The organism is Janibacter sp. HTCC2649 (assembly GCF_000152705.1).
In the GTDB taxonomy this organism is placed as follows: Bacteria; Actinomycetota; Actinomycetes; order Actinomycetales; family Dermatophilaceae; genus Knoellia.
Window position 1 is genome coordinate 285,382 of the sequence record NZ_CH672413.1, and the last position, 17,369, is coordinate 302,750.

General features: G+C 68.2%; 17 protein-coding genes. 9 read left to right on the forward strand and 8 right to left on the reverse strand.

Annotated features, from left to right (window positions below; translation table 11 throughout):
* Positions 1-35: 35 nt before the first annotated feature.
* From JNB_RS01420 to JNB_RS01435, 4 genes are all read right to left on the reverse strand, one after another.
* Positions 36-1,835, reverse strand: coding sequence for a ubiquinol-cytochrome c reductase cytochrome b subunit (locus JNB_RS01420; RefSeq protein ID WP_009774604.1), 1,800 nt, complete (start codon positions 1,833-1,835; stop codon positions 36-38).
* Positions 1,832-2,962 carry a ubiquinol-cytochrome c reductase iron-sulfur subunit gene (locus JNB_RS01425; RefSeq protein ID WP_009774605.1) on the reverse strand — a complete coding sequence of 377 codons (1,131 nt, stop codon included), beginning with the start codon at positions 2,960-2,962 and terminating at the stop codon, positions 1,832-1,834. The genes JNB_RS01420 and JNB_RS01425 overlap by 4 nt, the downstream gene beginning before the upstream one ends.
* Before the next feature lie 49 nt (positions 2,963-3,011).
* The gene (locus JNB_RS01430; protein WP_009774606.1) at positions 3,012-3,815 is read right to left on the reverse strand and encodes a c-type cytochrome; all 804 of its coding nucleotides are present in this window, start codon (positions 3,813-3,815) and stop codon (positions 3,012-3,014) included.
* Between the two features lie 75 nt (positions 3,816-3,890).
* Positions 3,891-4,559, reverse strand: coding sequence for a heme-copper oxidase subunit III (locus tag JNB_RS01435; protein ID WP_009774607.1), 669 nt, complete (start codon positions 4,557-4,559; stop codon positions 3,891-3,893).
* A gap of 108 nt (positions 4,560-4,667) precedes the next feature.
* On the opposite strand from JNB_RS01435, the gene JNB_RS01440 reads away from it, so the two are divergent.
* Together JNB_RS01440 and trpD are read left to right on the forward strand one after the other, a co-directional pair.
* Positions 4,668-5,126, forward strand: a complete 459-nt coding sequence (locus JNB_RS01440; RefSeq protein WP_009774608.1) for a response regulator transcription factor — start codon at positions 4,668-4,670, stop codon at positions 5,124-5,126.
* A gap of 10 nt (positions 5,127-5,136) precedes the next feature.
* On the forward strand, positions 5,137-6,201 hold the full coding sequence (trpD, locus tag JNB_RS01445; protein ID WP_009774609.1) for an anthranilate phosphoribosyltransferase: 1,065 nt from the start codon (positions 5,137-5,139) through the stop codon (positions 6,199-6,201).
* A 25-nt stretch (positions 6,202-6,226) separates the two neighbouring features.
* Here the strand turns inward: trpD and JNB_RS01450 are convergent, their stop codons facing one another.
* Positions 6,227-6,505, reverse strand: coding sequence for an Lrp/AsnC family transcriptional regulator (locus tag JNB_RS01450; RefSeq protein WP_009774610.1), 279 nt, complete (start codon positions 6,503-6,505; stop codon positions 6,227-6,229).
* 251 nt (positions 6,506-6,756) lie between these two features.
* On the opposite strand from JNB_RS01450, the gene JNB_RS01455 reads away from it, so the two are divergent.
* On the forward strand, positions 6,757-7,710 hold the full coding sequence (locus JNB_RS01455) for a hypothetical protein (protein ID WP_009774611.1): 954 nt from the start codon (positions 6,757-6,759) through the stop codon (positions 7,708-7,710).
* Between the two features lies 1 nt (position 7,711).
* Here the strand turns inward: JNB_RS01455 and JNB_RS01460 are convergent, their stop codons facing one another.
* A complete protein-coding gene (locus tag JNB_RS01460; RefSeq protein WP_009774612.1) occupies positions 7,712-9,430 on the reverse strand; it encodes a DEDD exonuclease domain-containing protein in 1,719 nt (572 codons plus the stop codon).
* Between the two features lie 135 nt (positions 9,431-9,565).
* Between JNB_RS01460 and JNB_RS01465 the strand changes: the two genes are divergently transcribed.
* Together JNB_RS01465 and JNB_RS01470 are read left to right on the forward strand one after the other, a co-directional pair.
* Entirely contained in the window at positions 9,566-9,823 is a 258-nt protein-coding gene (locus tag JNB_RS01465) for a hypothetical protein (protein WP_009774613.1), read from the forward strand.
* 24 nt (positions 9,824-9,847) lie between these two features.
* Positions 9,848-10,861 (forward strand): hypothetical protein, encoded by a 1,014-nt coding sequence (locus tag JNB_RS01470; protein ID WP_148232271.1) that lies wholly within the window; start codon positions 9,848-9,850, stop codon positions 10,859-10,861.
* A 63-nt stretch (positions 10,862-10,924) separates the two neighbouring features.
* Here the strand turns inward: JNB_RS01470 and JNB_RS01475 are convergent, their stop codons facing one another.
* Positions 10,925-12,346, reverse strand: a complete 1,422-nt coding sequence (locus JNB_RS01475; RefSeq protein WP_009774615.1) for a hypothetical protein — start codon at positions 12,344-12,346, stop codon at positions 10,925-10,927.
* Positions 12,327-14,117 carry a long-chain fatty acid--CoA ligase gene (locus JNB_RS01480; protein WP_009774616.1) on the reverse strand — a complete coding sequence of 597 codons (1,791 nt, stop codon included), beginning with the start codon at positions 14,115-14,117 and terminating at the stop codon, positions 12,327-12,329. The genes JNB_RS01475 and JNB_RS01480 overlap by 20 nt, the downstream gene beginning before the upstream one ends.
* 123 nt (positions 14,118-14,240) lie before the next feature.
* Here JNB_RS01480 and JNB_RS01485 point away from each other — a divergent pair, with 123 nt between their 5' ends.
* Genes JNB_RS01485 through JNB_RS01500 form a run of 4 tightly spaced genes read left to right on the forward strand, consistent with a single transcriptional unit; the run spans position 14,241 to position 17,359 of the window.
* Entirely contained in the window at positions 14,241-14,693 is a 453-nt protein-coding gene (locus JNB_RS01485; protein ID WP_040883465.1) for an SRPBCC family protein, read from the forward strand.
* Positions 14,694-14,707: 14 nt separating this feature from the next.
* A complete protein-coding gene (locus JNB_RS01490; protein ID WP_009774618.1) occupies positions 14,708-15,973 on the forward strand; it encodes an ArsA family ATPase in 1,266 nt (421 codons plus the stop codon).
* Positions 15,963-16,400 carry a hypothetical protein gene (locus JNB_RS01495; RefSeq protein WP_009774619.1) on the forward strand — a complete coding sequence of 146 codons (438 nt, stop codon included), beginning with the start codon at positions 15,963-15,965 and terminating at the stop codon, positions 16,398-16,400. The genes JNB_RS01490 and JNB_RS01495 overlap by 11 nt, the downstream gene beginning before the upstream one ends.
* On the forward strand, positions 16,397-17,359 hold the full coding sequence (locus JNB_RS01500; protein WP_009774620.1) for an ROK family glucokinase: 963 nt from the start codon (positions 16,397-16,399) through the stop codon (positions 17,357-17,359). Before JNB_RS01495 ends, JNB_RS01500 begins: the two co-directional genes overlap by 4 nt.
* Positions 17,360-17,369 lie beyond the last annotated feature (10 nt).

A 17,369-nucleotide genomic window follows, 5' to 3' on the forward strand; every position in this document is an offset into this window, starting at 1 on the left:
CCGGGTGGCGAACCGCGAAGGGTCCGCCGTAGTGCTCACTCCCTGACGGGGCTGCCGCTGCTGATGCCGCGGGACTCGGTGGCCCCAGCGTCGGTGTCGGCGCCGTGGCCGCCACCGTCGATGCCCTCGTGGTGCGAGGGCGCTTCGATGGCTTCGGCGTGCTGTCCGTCGTGGTGCGCGGCTGCCAGCTCGGCCGGTGTGACCGGGTTGACCGCATCCTTGAAGTAGAAGTGCGACACCTTGGCACGCAGACGGTCCTTGCGGGCCGCAGGGCGAGCCACGCCGTTCTCGTCGACGTCGGGCTTGAGCTCGAGCGGTGCAACCGGCTCGTGCTGCACGAGGATCCAACGCTCACGATCGGTGAGGTCGTCGTGACGCTCGTGGAACGAACCGTCGGCGCCACGGATGATCCGACCCGACTCACGCGAGTGGAGCGCGAGCTGACGGTCGTGGCGCTGCAGGCTGAGGCAGATCCGCTTGGTGACCCAGAACGCGAGCGGCGGGAGGACGAACAGCCCGATCCGGAAGAACCAGGTGATGTCGTTGATCGACAGACCGAGCTTGATCGCGATGATGTCGTTGCCCGCGGCGAACATGAACACCGAGTAGGCCACGATTCCGGCCATGCCGAGTCCGGTGCGCGTCGGGTTGTTGCGCGGCCGGTCGAGCAGGTGGTGTTCGCGGGTGTCCCCGGTGACCCATCGCTCGACGAAGGGATACACACCGACGACGATGTAGACCAGAGGCAGCAGGACGAGCGCACCCAGGGCGATGTTCAGCGACAGCGTGAACCCTTGGATGTGGAACTCGAGCCAGCCCGGCAGCAGACGCAGCGCGCCGTCGTAGGCACCCATGTACCAGTCAGGCTGCGAGCCCGCAGTGACGGGGGAGGGGTCGTACGGACCGTAGGCCCAGATCGGGTTGATCGTGAACAGCGCCGAGATGAGGGCGATGACACCGAAGACGATGAAGAAGAACCCACCGGCCTTGGCGGCATACACCGGCATGACGCGGTAACCGACGACGTTGTCGTTGGTCCGGCCCGGGCCGGGGAACTGGGTGTGCTTCTGCACGGCCACCAGCACGATGTGCGCGGTGAACAGACCCACGATCAGTGCCGGGATGAGCAGCACGTGCGCGGAGTAGAGGCGCGGGATGATCGCCTCGCCGGGGAACGGTCCACCGAAGATCGCGAACGCGAGGTAGGAACCGATGACCGGCGCCGTCTGGACGAAGCCCTCCATGGCGCGGATGCCCGTGCCCGAGAGGAGGTCGTCAGGGAGGGAGTAGCCGGCGAAGCCCTCGATGGCTGCGAGGAGCGCGAGGACGGTGCCGATGACCCAGTTGAGCTCGCGGGGCTTGCGGAAGGCGCCGGTGAAGAACACGCGGAACATGTGGACCGTGAGGCCGACGATGAACATGAGCGCGGCCCAGTGGTGGATCTGTCGGATGAGCAGGCCACCGGGGATGTCGAACGAGATGTCGAGGGTCGAGGCGTAGGCCTCGGACATGCCCTGACCACGCAGTGGCACGAACGAGCCGTCATAGACGATGTGCCCGGCGCTCGGGACGAACCAGAGGGTCAACAGTGCACCCGAGAGCAGGCAGACGATCAGCGAGTACATCGCGATCTCGCCGAGCATGAACGACCAGTGGTCGGGGAAGACCTTGCGCAGGAGGTAGTTGACGCCCTTGGCAGCGCTGGTGCGGTCGTCGATCCAGCCAGCGACGCCGCCGGCCTTGCGGGCCGCAGCGCTCGAGCCGGGGGTGACCTCGGTGTCGCCGTCGCGCAGACGGTCTGCGGGACGATCGGTGGGGAAGGCCTCGGTGCTCATGCGGAACCACGCTCCCAGAAACTCGGTCCAGTGGCCTCTTTGAAGGGGCCCTTGGAGATGAGGTAACCCTCGTCATCAACTGTAATGGGCAGCTGCGGGAGCGGACGCTTTGCTGGTCCGAAGATCACCTTGCAGTCCTGCGTCACGTCGAAGGTCGACTGGTGGCAGGGGCACAGCAAGTGGTGCGTCTGCTGCTCGTAGAGACCCACGGGGCAACCCACGTGGGTGCAGATCTTGGAGTAGGCCACGATGCCCTGGTGACCCCAGTCCTTTTCCTTCTGGGACTTGATGTCGTCGGGGTCGAGCCGCATGACGAGCACGGCCGCCTTGCCCTTTTCCTCGAGAAGGTGGTGCTCGAGGTCGAGCAGGCCCTCGGGCATCACGTGGAAGACGGAGCCGATGGTCACCTCGCTCGCCTTGATCGGCGTGTTCTGTGGGTCACGCATGAGGCGGAGCGGCTTGTTGGGGTACTTGCCGTCCTCCTCCTTCTCGCCGTTCCAGAAGGTCACCGAGAGGGCGTCGCCGGGCATCGGGCCGAGGCCACCGATGAGCGGCAGGACGACGGGGACGGCGAAGAGGCCGAGAGCGCCACCCATGGCGTACTTGATGAGGGGACGACGGTTGAGGTGCGAGGTCTCCGCACCGTCGCCCAGGATCGCGACGAAGCCTTCGCGGTGCTCGTCGGCCGAGCGCATCGGGTGACGCATCTCGACCTCCTCCTCGTCGGGCATGAGGGTCTTGGCCCACTGGACGGCGCCGAAGCCGATGCCCAGGAGGGAGGCGGCCATCGTCACACCGAGAACGAGGTGCAGCGCGTTGGTCTGCCCGATGCCGGGGACGAACATCGTGACGCGCTCGTCGATCGCGAAGTAGGCGACGATGAAGCCGAGCGTGCCGAGGATGGAGATCACGAAGAGGCCGCCGACGGAGCGTTCGGCCCGCTTGGCGGCGACCTCGTCGAGGTCGGCGCCGCGGTGGATGTGCGGCGCGAAACCGGGGTTCTCAAAACGTTCGGGGATACCGCCGTCACCGACGACGTGACCCTCATCGAGGCGTACGGCACTGGAGCCGAACTCACCCGTGGGGGTGACTTCTCCTCCGGTGGAGTGGCTGTCCTGCTCGTTCATCGGTCGTTCGATCCTGTCGACGGAGAGTGGGAAGCGGCAGTGCGCATGATCAGGCCGACTTCTGGCCGAGCCACACGGCTGCGGCGACCAGGAGTCCGAGTCCGAAGAACCAGGCGAACCAGCCTTCGGTGACGGGTCCAAGGGCACCCAGGGCGTGTCCACCCTGCTGAGGTGTGTCCTCGACCGACTTGAGGAAGGCGATGATGTCGCGCTTGTCCTCGGGAGCGATGTTGCCGTCGTTGAAGACGGGCATGGACTGGGGGCCGGACTCCATGGCCTCGAAGATGTGCTTTGACTCGACACCCATGAGCGACGGGGCGTACTTGCCCCGGGTCAGGGCGCCGCCGGAGCCAGCGAAGTTGTGGCACATGGCGCAGTTGACGCGGAAGAGCTCGCCACCCTTGGCCGGGTCGCCCTTGGCCGGGTCGACGTCCTCCTCGGAGGGGACGGCGGGGCCGGGGGCCAGGGACGCGATGTAGGCGCCGACCTTGTCGATCTCGTCCTGGGTGAACTGGACGTCGCCACGCTGCGCCTGGAGGCCAGGAGCGCGCATCGGCATGCGACCGGTGCCCATCTGGAAGTCGACGGCTGCGGCTCCGACGCCGGCGAGCGCGGGTCCGGCGATCTTGTCGCCGTTTCCGGTCGCGCGTCCCTCGGCGTTGACGCCGTGGCACGAGGCGCAGTTGGCCTGGAAGAGCTTCTTGCCTGCGGTGACGTCCTGCGCGGTGCTCGACTCGGCCGTCGCCTGCTGCGGCGCGACGGCGGCATAGGCAAAGCCCGTGACGAGAAGGCCGAGCATGAGCAGGATGGCGATCGCTGCCGGGTGGCGGCGGCGGGCTGCCAATGCGTTCACGGTGCGGTCCTGTCGGGGGTCTCGGGGATGTGTTGTCCGGGGGAACTGGTCAGGCTAGTGGTCAGGGGAAACACGTCACTTCAGCAGGTAGATCATCGCGAACAGCGCGATCCACACCACGTCGACGAAGTGCCAGTAGTAGGAGGTGACGATGGCGCCCGTCTCCTGGAGGTGCGTGTAGCGGCGCGTCGTGAACGTGCGCCCGATGATGAGGAGGAAGGCGATCAGACCGCCGGTGACGTGCATGCCGTGGAAGCCGGTGGCGAGGTAGAAGATCGAGGAGTACGAGTTGGTGCTGAGGGTGACGCCCTCGGCGACGAGGTGGGCGTACTCGTAGACCTGTCCGGCAATGAACGTCGCGCCGAAGATGTAGGTGAGGACGTACCACTCACGCATGCCCCACTGCTTGAACTGCAGGAACGAACCGGTCCGGGCCACCTGGCCGCTCTCGGCCTTCCAGACGCCGAGCTGGCACCACACGGACGAGATCACCAGGACGATGGTGTTGCCGAACGCGAACGGGACGTTGAGCAGGGCGGTCTCGGTGTGCCACTGCTCGGGCAGGTTGCCACGCAGCGAGAAGTAGAACGCGAACAGTGCCGCGAAGAACATCAGTTCACTGGCCAGCCAGACCATTGTCCCGACCGCGACCATGTTGGGTCGGGTCGCCGGACCGTAGTCCGGGATGCTGGGAACCGGACCGGACACTCGAGTCGTTGCTTCTGCGATCGCCACGAGCGTCATTATTGCGTCATTCGTCTGCGAATGCTGCACCGACCCCCGGGTTGGTGGTGTTGGCCCAAGGAATGCCCGACGAAACCCACGGGAAACCCGCGTGGCTAGGATGCAGGCATGACCTCAGCGCACTCGGTTGACCACGCGACGTCGGCCTCGGCGACCCCTGGAAGCGACTCTGTCCACCAGGTGTCGGTCCTCCTCTACAGCGACGACATCACGACGCGCGATGCCGTGCGTGCCGCGGCGGGACGTCGTCCTGCTCGCGACGTCGAGGTCACCCGGTGGCTCGAGTGCGCCACTGCTTTCGCCGTCACCGAGGCGCTCGACGCCGGTGGCTGGGACATCGTGGTTCTCGACGGTGAGGCCGCCAAGAACGGCGGCCTGGGTCTGTGCCGCGAGATCAAGAACGAGATCTACAACTGCCCGCCGGTCCTCGTCCTCACCGGACGCCCGCAGGACGGTTGGCTCGCGGCGTGGTCGCTCGCTGACGATGCCGTGCCGCACCCGCTCGACCCGATCAAGGTCGCCGAGGCGATTGCCGGGTTGGCGCGCACGCGCGCTTCGGCGCTGTAACCGACTCGTCGTGGTGTCCGTGGCAGTTCCGACGTGGCCCGATCTGCTCACTCGCCTCCTTGCCCGTGAGGACCTCTCCCTCGACGAGGCTCGCTGGGCGATGACCCGGATCATGGGTGGCGAGGCGAGCTCCGCCCAGGTCGCGGGATTCCTCATGGCCCTGCGGTCCAAGGTCGAGTCCGTGGCCGAGGTGCGTGGTCTGGCCGACGTCATGCTCGAGCACGCCCACCGCATCGAGGTGCCGGGCGAGAGCATGGACATCGTCGGCACCGGTGGAGACCGCTTCGGCACCGTGAACATCTCGACGATGTCGTCGGTCGTCATCGCCTCGACCGGACTGCGCGTCGTCAAGCACGGCAACCGGGCTGCCTCGTCGAAGTCTGGCTCCGCCGACGTCCTCGAATCGCTCGGGGTCAACCTCACCCTCACCCCTGAGCAGGTGCGTCAGGTCGCCCTCGACGCAGGGATCACGTTCTGCTTCGCGCAGACCTTCCACCCGTCGATGCGCCACGCCGGTCCGGCACGCGCCGAGCTCGGCGTCGCCACGGCATTCAACCTTCTCGGACCACTGACGAACCCGGCACAGCCGAGGTATGCCGCAGTCGGCGTTGCCGACGTCCGTTTCCTTCCGATCATCGCGGGTGTCTTCGCAGACCGCGGCACGACGGCGGCGGTGTTCCGCGGCGACGAGGGACTCGACGAGATGTCCATCGCTGGCCCCACGACGCTGCTCTGGGTGCGTGACGCTCAGGTGACCGAGATGTCGGTGCAGCCGTCCGACGTGGGCCTGACGGTGTCGACGATCGACAGCATCAAGGGCGGGCTCGCCGACCAGAACGCCGAGGTGGCCCGTTCGGTGTTCGCGGGCGACAAGGGTCCGGCACGCGACGCGGTCCTCCTCAACACCGGCACGGCCCTGGCGGTCGCGGCAGGTGCCGCTGGCACGTCGGCAGCGGAGATCCACGAGGCGATCCGGTCAGGCGTGGAGCGGGCTGCCCACGCGATCGACTCCGGTCAGGCTGCCGCGCAGCTGGAGCGGTGGGTCACCGCAAGCCGCACCGTCGCCGACAACTGAGCGGGACGGCATACGCCGTTCTTGTTCACTCCAGGCCGAGGCTGAAGGCTGCTTCGAGGTCGTGCTTGGAGTAGGTCTGGAACGCGATGTGCGTCGCCGTGCCGGTGACTCCCTCGACCTTGTTGAGGCGGTCGGCAATGACTTTGGCGAGCTCGTCGTGCTGGCGGACCCGCACCATGGCGATGAGGTCGGCGTCCCCGGCGACGGAGTAGACCTCGCTCACGCCGTCGAGCTCGGCGACCTCCTGGGCCACTTCGGGGATGCGGTTGACGTCGGCAGTGATGAGGACGATGGCGGTGATCACGTCTCGAAGCGTAGTCGGCTCGGTCCTCGTCCCAGAAGGTGTCGTGGTCGGCCATGAACTCTGCGTGTTGTTCCGCACTCATCGCGGCGACTCCGCCGTTGTGCGCGAGACCCTCGAAAGCCCTCCCTCTCGACGGGGAGTGCTCCCCATCGCCAGCGGTTGCAGCACCACAGTGCCCGACCTAGCCTCACTTCGGGGGGCTTCGGTCCGGGGTCTCACTCGACAGGCACGACACAAGGTGGGGAAACATCATGACGCTGTTCACGACACGACGAACGTTCCTGGGTGGGGCTGTCGCAGGGGTGGCGCTCGGGGCCGCGCCCGCTGCCCAGGCCGCGTACTACAACACGTACAGCGACATCGCGAGCACGCCGACGGCCTACGAATGCACCGGCGCGCAGGCCTTCGCCGCCGGGAGCACCTATCTCTACTCGGTCAAGAACCGCACCACTGACGACGGCCGGGCGATCATCTATCGCGTCAACAGGACCACCGGCGCCAAAGAGATCATGACCAACACCGCTGGGACCGACTCGAAGTACATCTCGGGGCTGGGGCACGCGAACGACATGTCCATCGTCGACATCAATGCGGTCCACCACTTCTTCGTCGTCACCATGTCGACCACCGGGGCGCAGCTCGTGAAGCTGCGCTACAGCGGCAGCACCTACTATCAGGTCGGTTCGTACTCCGTGCACCTCGGTGGCGTGGCCAAGGCGGTCTCTGGGATCAGTCGGATGTCGATCTCGTCGTCAGCGATCACGTTCTTCTTCAAGAGCGGTGCCACGGTCTACAAGGGGAGCCTCCCGCTGACGGCCAACTCCGGCACGATCAACATCACCAAGGCCTTCGACCTCAAGACCTCTGGCGCCCTGGTCAACGGCGTGGCGACGGACTTCACCGGCTTCGCCCACCAGGGTTTCTACTACCACGAGGCTGCGGACACGGTGTACTGCCCGCTGACCAAGGAGAACGTCAGCATCGTGCTCGTCTATCGCAACATCACGTCCGCGACCACGGGCACCGTCACCTCGGACCCGAATCTGTCGTTCCGGATCACCTCTGGGGTGTATGCGGACAAGTTCGAGATCGAGGGCGTCGGGATCAGCGGTGGCAACTTGTACTTCAACACCAACCGGGCCAAGACGGCGGCCGATGCCGGCTGGGATGGCGTGCACCTCTTCAAGGGCTACACGGCAACCTGAGTCAGCCTGCCGAGCGGAACCCCGGGGTCGCGCGCTTCGACGCCTCGATCGGCTCGAGGGCATGACGCACGCCCGTCGCGCCGCCGACGGGACACGTCCACGCACCGTCGATGTCGACGACACGCACCCCGGGAGCATCCAGCCAGCGCAGGATCCGCTCGCTCTCCTCGGGCGTCGCCGAGGTGGCAGGTGGCAGGGGAGCGGGGACGACCTCGGCGCTGGCTCGCAACGCCTCGACATAGGGCATGGGATCCGCGCCGCGCGGTGACAGGGTGCTCCCGGCGAGGCGGCCGTGGCGGATGCACATGACCTCCCAGCCGCCGGTCTCGCTGCGTCGGGCGGCCACCAGCTCGGCGGTGCGGGACAGCGGGTCGAGTCGCTGGGCGCGGGAGGCTCCGCGCACGAGGCTGAGCATCCGGTCGCGCACGATCCCGGCGTCCTCGAAGCGTTCCTGCTCGGCGAGGTGGTCCATGCGCTCACGCCACGTCGACACCGCCGAGCTGGCGTCGCCAGCGAGCAGGGCGACGGCTTCGGCCACCACGGCGGCATAGTCCTCGACACTCTGTGCACCGGTGCAGGGGGCGCCGCAACGACCCATGTCGGCCAGGGCGCACGCGGAGCGCGGCTTGGTGGCAGACAACCGTTCGAGGCACTGGCGCAGGGGCAGCACCTCGTGCACGGCAGCGACCGCGTCGTCGGCCGACCCGCGCGACGCGAACGGCCCGATGTAGCGGGTGTCGTCGTCGGCGACGTCGCGCACGATCGACAGCCGGGGGAAGGGTTCGACGGTGAGCTTGACCCACCAGGAGCGTTCGGGGTGACGAGACTTCCGGTTGTAGCGGGGCTTGTGCTCCTTGATGAGCCGCAGCTCACGCACCTCGGCCTCGAGGGGGGTGGCGCACACGATGGGCGTCACGGACTCGGCGATCCGGACCATCTCGGACATGCGGCGACGCTTCTCGGACGCCGTGAAGTAGCTGCGCACCCGAGTCCGGATCGACACCGACGTGCCGACATAGAGGACGCGCCCCTGACCGTCCTTGAACAGGTAGACGCCAGGCGCCTCGGGCAGCCCGTCGGCGAGATGACGCTTGCGCCTCGTCGCGGCCGGGACCCTGGACGAGTAGGCCTTGAGCTCCTCCAGGGAGTGCACACCGAGCGACCCGACGCGTGCGATGAGTCCGTGGAGCACGTCGACGGTGGCACGGGCATCGTGGAGGGCTCGGTGATCGGGAGTGGTTGTCGCGCCGAAAAGCACTGCGAGAGAACCCAACCGGTGGTTGGGTGCCTCGTCACGGGTCACGAGCTGGCGGGCGAGGTGGACGGTGTCGACGACGGGGAAGCTGGGCCAGTCACGTTCGGCCCGGCCGCACGCCGCCTTGAGGAACGACACGTCGAACCCCGCGTTGTGGGCCACGAGCACCGACCCGGCAGCGAACTCGAGGAACGCGACGAGGGCGGGCTCGACGCGCGGTGCGTCGCGCACCATCGCGTCGGTGATGCCGGTGAGGACCGAGATGAACGCCGGGATCGGCTGGCCCGGGTTGACGAAGGTCTGGAACTCGCCGAGCACCTCGCCGGCGCGCACCTTGACGGCGCCGATCTCGGTGATGCCGCACTCGCTCGGGCTGCCACCCGTGGTCTCGAGGTCGACGACGACGAAGGTCACGTCCGACAGGGGTGTGCCCAGGTCATCGAGAGTGCCCTGGACCATCTGCATGTCAGCGAGGCTAGGTGTGAGGTCCGACAGCCAATGGGAGGCGCAGCGGCGCGGCGTTGTCGGGGGTGGCGGCGCGAGAGCGTTGTCAGTGGGGTCTCCTAGCGTGAGCAGTGCCCACACGAAAGGGGTGACGACATGACCCACGACCTGACCCACGACAGCCTGACCATCCTCTGCGCGCGCTGCCCGGTGCGCGACATCCAGTGCGGCGACTGCATGGTGACCGCCCTCATCAACCCGGCCTCCATGGGGCTCGACAGCGACCTGCCGCTCGACCTCGACGAGCGGGCGGCGGTGACGGCGTGCGTGCGCGCTGGCCTCATCACCTCCGAGTTCGCAGCGACGGTGCGCTCCCAGCGTGTGCCGTTCGACATCGGGATCGCCACCGGCTGAGTCCCGCCTGACACCATGGGGCACGTGCCCCTGACCGACCACCAGCCGCGTATGCCGCGACGCACCTCGCGTGCCCGCCGCGCCGCTCTCGTCGTGGTCGGTTCCCTTCTCCTCACGCTCGTCACGGCCTGTGACCGCGACGAGCCGACACCCACGACCTCGGCGTACGCGAACCAGACGCCGGCAGGTCCAGAGGTCCCTCAACCGGCCCCGAACGCGTCACCGACGATCGCCGCATCCCCGCCTACGGGCGAGCAGACCCCGACGACGATGTCCGGCGCGATCACCGTCAAGGGCCGGTTCAGCACGGTCACCGGCACCGTCGACAAGGCGACCCTCACGGCATACGCAAAAATGGCCGACACCGCCGTCGCGGAGGTGAGCAAGCGCTGGAAGCGCACCTGGCCACGCAAGGTCACGATCATCGCCCCGGCTGACGCCACGACCTTCCGGGACCAGGTGGGACGGGCCGATGACCTCAGCCAGGTCGCGGCCATCACCGACGGTCCGATCGGTGCGTCCGGGCTGGCGACGGGGGATCGGGTCGTCCTCAACCCCGACGCCTTCGCGAAGCTCACGCCCGCCGGCCGACAGTTCGTCATCACCCACGAGAGCACCCACGTCGCCGTCCGCAGCTCCCTCTCGGGGGCCGCACCGCTGTGGCTCGTCGAGGGTTTCGCAGACCACGTCGGTTATGCCGGATCGGGCCGCCCCAGAGCCGAACTGGCGGCTCCGCTGCTGGCCAAGGTCGCCGAGCGCACGGGTCCGACGCGGCTGCCGACCCAGGGTGACTTCGATCCCAGCCAGGGTGAGATCGGCCCGACCTACCTCGCGGCGTGGCTCGCCGTGGACCTCATCGCCCGACGACACGGCGAGGAGGCACTGCAGCGTTTCTATGCCGCGTCGAGGGACCCGAACTCACCGGCACTGGCCGACGCCGCCATGGACAAGGCGTTCGTCGCTGTCCTCGGCACGACCCGCGCTGCGTTCACGAAGCAGTGGTTGGCCGAGCTGAGCCAGCTCGCAGCTCCGAAGTAGATCACCAAGGGTGAACGCCGGCCGCAACTTTCGATCCACTGTCCGCAACCTTCGACCAATAGGTCACGAAGTGCTGCGCGGCTCGGCCTCCGAGGCGCGCATTTTGTGACCTATTGGTCGAGAGTTGGTGCCCCGGGCTTGAGCTGGCACAGCGAGCGAGATCGCGACGAGCGCTGCGCTGAGCCAGTACTGGTTGTAGAACGCCTGCTTGTTGACGAGGTTGGCCGCGAGCAGGACGAATGCGAACCACCGCAGCAGCTCGTCGATCGCGGGCTGACGTCGGTGGATGAGCCACGCGGCCACGCCCAGCGCGCCGAAGACGACGAGCCCCGTGATCCAGAACGGCAGCGTGATGCCGTGCTCGTTGAGGAACCAGAGGTACCACGTGTTCGCGAACCTGATCGGGTGGAAGCCGACGAGCAGCGTGATCGTGTCGTGGACGAAGTCCGAGGGCGAGGCGAGGAACCACGGCGCGATGAGCACACCCGTGAGGGCCCCGGTCGCCACCGCACGCCGCGCGCCGAACGGCTGCCACAGCAACAGCAAGGGAAGCAACAGGGCCAGGTGCTGCTTGCTCGCACACGCCAGAGCGAGCGGCACGATGGCCCACCATGCGTGCCCACGCCGGACGAGAACGGCCCACCACACGATTCCCGCAGCCAGCAGCGGCTCGGTCCAGGCCTGGTCGATCTGGGTGAGGGTGCCGGGTGCCACGACGAGCACCGTCACGGGGATGGCGGCACGCAGCGCCGTCGCGCACGCCGTGGTCGGCTCGTCACCAGGACGCGGCTTCGCGAGCGCCCAGATGCCCGCAAAGAGCACGACCGACCAGAACGCGATCGCCCACCGGACATCGCCACCGATCCACCGCCCCGGCGCGAGCAGCACCGTCGTCCACGGCAGGTAGGTGAACGCATCCTGGATCCCGGGGGAGTTCGTCCAGTTCATGTCGTAGAAGTTCTCGCCCCGAGCCAGCGCATCACTCGCCTGCTGCAGGGTCACCCACACGTCGATCCTGGGTGCCGGGTCGCCGATCGTCGCGATCGCTGCGGTCGCGACGTGGCCCACGACCGCGAGCAGGTATGCCGCCCGCGAGCGTGCCGCTGTCGGTGCGGCCAGGAGCCCAGCGGCACCGACGCCGACGACGGTGAGGACCGTCAGGGCCGCGGTGAGCGAACCACCGCGCAGATAGCTGAAGAGGGGCACGGCCCACGTGATCGCGACCGACGCGAGCAGCACCACAGGCACGAGCCACGGTGGGGCAGAACGGATCTCGGTGCGTCGCCACAACCAGACGCCCAGCCCGATCGCGCCCACCGTGAGGGTGAGCACGATCGAGAAACGGAACCGGACGACGCTCCACTGGAGCACGCCGAGGTAGGCGAGCCAGAGAGCGGCAAGGGCGCACGCGGCATACCCGGTCGTGGCGAAACTGCGGGTGATGCGCGTCGTGCGTGAGGTGAGGTCAGCCGCCGTAGAGCGCATCGACCTCGTCCGCGTAGTCGCGCATGACGATGTTGCGCTTGAGCTTGAGCGACGGCGTCAGGTGGCCCGACTCCTCGGTGAAGTCGGACTCGAGCACCGCGAACTTGCGGATCGACTCGGCCTTGGACACCGCAGTGTTGGCGTCATCAACGGCCTTCTGCAGCTCGGCGAGGATCTTCTCGTCGGTGCGTGCCCGGGCCGGGGTGATGCCTTCGAGGCCGTTGTTGGCGGCCCACCCCGGAAGCATTTCCTCGTCGATGGTGAGCAGCGCTGCGATGAACGGCTTCTGGTCACCGACGACGATGCACTGGGAGATGAGTGGGTGGGCGCGCAGCCGGTCCTCGAGGACGGCGGGTGCGACGTTCTTGCCGCCCGCGGTCACGAGGATCTCCTTCTTGCGACCGGTGATCTTGAGGTAGCCGTCTTCGTCGAGCTCACCGATGTCGCCGGTGTGGAACCAGCCGTCGCGGATGGACTCGGCCGTGGCCTCGGGGTTGTTGCGGTAGTTCGCGAACACCTGGACGCCCTTGACGAGGATCTCTCCGTCGTCGGCGATGCGGATCGTAGCGCCGGGCAGCGGCGGGCCGACGGTGCCGACCTTGAGGCGCTCGGGCAGGTTGACCGTGATCGGCGCGGTCGTCTCGGTGAGGCCGTAGCCCTCGAGGATCGTGACGCCGATGCCGCGGAAGAAGTGGCCGAGGCGCGTGCCGAGAGGGGCGCCACCGGACACGGCGTACTGGACCTTGCCGCCCATGGCGTCGCGCAGCTTGCCGTAGACGAGCTTGTCGAAGACGGCGTGCTTGGCCTTGAGCCCGAAGCCGACCGACCCGGCCTGCTGGGCCTCGGACCACGCGATGGCGGTCTCGGCGGCCTTGGCGAAGATGTTGCCCTTGCCGCCAGCAACGGCCTTGGCCTCGGCGGAGTTGTAGATCTTCTCGAAGACACGCGGCACGGCGAGGATGAACGTCGGCTTGTAGGCCGCAAAGTCGTCGAGCAGCGTCTTGATGTCGGCCGAGTGGGCCATCTTGGCGCCTGCCTGCAGGCAGAGGACCTCGATGAGGCGCGCGAAGACGTGGGCCAGGGGGAGGAAGAGCAGGGTCGAGGCGCCATCGACGGCGACGACGTTCTTGAGCTTCTCGACAGTGTTCTCGGTCAGGTCGAGGAAGTTGCCGTGGGTGAGCTCGACACCCTTGGGGCGACCGGTCGTGCCGGACGTGTAGATGATCGTCGCGACCGAGTGACGGTCGATGTTGGCCCGGGCGGTGGTCAGCGTCGCGTCGTCCGAGGAGGCACCGCTCGCGGCGAGCGTGTCGAGGTCGCCGTTGTCGATGAGCCACGTGTGGGCGAGGTCGGGCAGGTTGGCCGACACGCTCGCGAGGGCGCTGGCGTGCTTCTCGGTCTCGAGGACGACCCCGATGGCGCCGGAGTCCTTGAGGATCCACTCGACCTGGTCGGGGGAGGAGGTCTCGTAGATGGGGACGGGGATCGCACCCGCGGCCCAGAGGGCGAAGTCGGTGAGGGTCCACTCGTAGCGGGTGCGGCTCATGATGGCGACCGCGCTGCCGGGCGTGACGCCAGCGGCAATGAAGCCCTTGGCCAGGGCGTCGACCTGGTCGGCGAACTCCTTGGCGGTGATGTCGCGCCAGACGGCACCGTCGCGCACGCCGAAGAGGTGACGGTCAGGGGTGTTGCTGCGATGCCGCAGGGGGAGGTCAGCGAGACTGCCCTCGGTGGTCGCGGGGGCGAGGGCTGGAGTGGTCTTCTCGTGCAACGTGCTCTCCTTCGACCGGGCGCGACGTCATCGTCGCCCCAGTTCACCGGCGGCTGGACGGCGGACGCGACATCCACCGTGCTCTGATCCTAGAGGCAGCACCGCGCCCGGTAGCCTGCGCCCATGACAGATAGCACGTCTTCCTCCGTCCACATCGCCGCAGACCCGGGCGCCGTGCTCGACGTGATCGCAGACTTCGAGGCCTACCCCGAGTGGGCCGAGCAAGTGAAAACCGTGACGATCCTCAGTGAGGACGGCGATGGATGGGCCGATCAGGTCGAATACGTCCTCGACGCAGGGGCCATCAAGGACACCTACGTCCTTGAGTACAACTGGGACGGGATCGCCGAAGACGGCTCCGGTTCCGTCTCCTGGAAGCTCGTGCGGGCCGGCATCCTCAAGGCCCTCGACGGCACCTACACCCTCACCACCGACGGCGACGGCACTCAGGTGGACTACGCCCTCGCAGCGGACGTGAAGATCCCGATGATCGGCATGCTCAAGCGCAAGGCCGAGAAGGTCATCGTCGACACGGCGCTCAAGGAGCTCAAGAAGCGCGTCGAGTCCCTCAACTGAGCGGCGACGACCTCGTGTCGACGGCCGTGCCCGCCACGGCTGCGGAGTCCGTCGCCTCGGCGCCCGTTGGTCCGCGGGTCGTCCTCGTCACCGGTAAGGGCGGGGTCGGCAAGACGACGACCGCTGCGGCGATGGCCGTCGAGTCAGCCCGCGCGGGCCGGCGGACCCTGGTCATGTCCACGGACGTCGCGCACAGCCTCGGCGACGCCCTTGACGTGGACCTGCGCACGTCTCCCTCGTGGGAGCAGACGCTGAAGGTCGAGGAGCGCCTCCACGCCCAGGCCGTCGGATCGCGCACGAGCGTGGCCGCGGACTGGGGGACCCTGCGCGACTACCTCCTCACCGTCCTCGACTCCGTGGGCGTCGACCCAGTCGTGGCCGAGGAGTTCACCGCGCTCCCGGGTGCCGACGAGATCAGCGCGCTGCTCACGCTCGGTCACCACGCGACGAGCGGCGAGTGGGACGTCATCGTCGTCGACTGTGCGCCCACCGCCGAGACGCTGCGGCTGCTCGCGCTGCCGGAGGTGCTGGGCTGGCACCTCGACCGCCTCATGCCGGCCCAGCGCCGACTGCTCACGGCGATGCGCCCCGCGGCTGCTGCTGCGGCGGGCCTGCCCATGCCCAACGGAGCCGTGCTCGACGTCATCGCGACCTGGCGGGCGCACATGGCCGACATCCGCACCATGCTCACGTCCGAACGGGCGAGTGTGCGCATCGTGCTCACCCCCGAGAACGTCGTCATCGCCGAGGCCCGGCGCATCCTCACCTCCCTTTCACTGCACGGGTATGCCGTGGATGCCGTTGTCGTGAACCGCGTCATCCCTGTCGACGACGATCCGTGGCGGGCCGCCTGGAACACCGCGCAGGCCGCCGGCATCACGACGATCACCGAGTCGTTCCACGGCACCCCCGTCCTCACGGCGCCCTATCTGGCCGGTGAGCCGACCGGCGCCGACGCGCTGGCCGAGCTCGCGGGCCAGACGACGGCGCTCGACGGTGAGCTGCCCAAGCTCGACGCGCCGGTGCGGTCCCAGGGCCTGCGGGTCGAGGCCGAGGGCGTCGAATTCGTGCTCATCCTGCCGCTGCCGCTGGCCCGCTCGGGTGACGTCGACCTGGCCCGTCGCGCCGACGACCTCGTCGTCGACGTCGGAGGTGTGCGCAGAGTCATTGCCCTGCCGTCGGTGCTGCGGCGCTGCATCGTCAAGAATGCAGGGGTGCGATCCGGTGAGCTCCGGGTGAGATTCGTGCGCGATGAGGAGGTGTGGCCCCGTGGACGCTGATGCGCGACTCGACGCCGCCGTGGGTTCGGTGGCCGACGAGGCAGCAAAGCTGCTCGAGGCACTGGGGCGTTCTCAGGGGTCTCGTGGCCAGTTCTCCTCTGCCACAGCCGAATCCGACGAAGAATCTGAGTCGTCCGAGGGGTTCGATGACGCGTCCGTGCCCTCGGAACACGTCCACGTGGCCATGGGTGACGCCGAGACCTGCACCTGGTGCCCGGTCTGCCGCTCCGTCACCCTGCTCAAGGGCGTGAGTCCCGAGACCCTCGGTCGTCTCGCCGACCTGGCGACAGCGGCAGCGACGCTGCTCGCGGACATGGCGACCCGGCATACCGAGTCGTCGTCCTCTGCCACTGCGGAACGAGCGCCTTCAGAACGCTCGCCGCGCACCGAACCAATCGCGGTCGTCGACGAGGAGGAGCTCTCATGAGTCTGGCCATCGGCATCGACATCGGCGGGACCAAGGTGGCCGGGGGAGTCGTCGACGAGAACGGCGAGATCCTCGCTCGTGCCCGCCGCGACACTCCCCACCGCTCCAAGCGTCCGCAGGTCGTCGAGGACACCATCGTCGACGTCGTCGAGGAGCTGCGGGCGCAGCACCCGGGCGTCGAAGCGGTGGGCATCGGGGCCGCCGGCTTCGTGGCCGCCGACCGCGCCACGGTCGTGTTCGCGCCGCACCTCTCGTGGCGCGACGAACCCCTGCGTGACGCGCTGAGCAAGCGCATCGACGCACCGATCCTCGTCGACAACGACGCCAACGCCGCGTGCTGGGCCGAGTGGAGATTCGGTGCGGCACAGGGCGATTCGGACGTCGTCATGGTCAACCTCGGCACCGGGATCGGTGGTGCGATCCTCATGCACGGTGAGGTCTATCGCGGCCGCTTCGGCATCGCGGGCGAGTTCGGCCACATGCAGGTCGTCCCCGAGGGTCAGCGCTGCGAGTGCGGCAACCGGGGCTGCTGGGAGCAGTACGCGTCCGGCAACGCCCTCGTGCGTGAGGCCCGGGCGATGATCCTCGCGAACTCGCCCGTCGCCACCGACCTCGCGGCCCGCGTCGAGGGTCGCGCCGATGACCTCACCGGACCGATCGTCACCGAGGCGGCTCGTGACGGTGACGCGACCTCGATCGAGCTGCTCGCCGAGATCGGCCACTGGCTCGGCATCGGCATCGCCAACCTCGCGGCCGCCTTCGACCCCGGCACGTTCGTCATCGGCGGTGGTGTCTCGGCCGCCGGCGAGCTCCTGCTCGGACCGGCGCGCGACACCTTCCGTCGCCGCCTCACGGGCCGCGGCTACCGGCCTGAGGCCCGCATCGTCGCCGCGAAGCTCGGCAACGAGGCTGGCCTCATCGGGGCCGCCGACCTCGCCCGCAACGACTCGCGGTCCTGAGCCTCGCGGG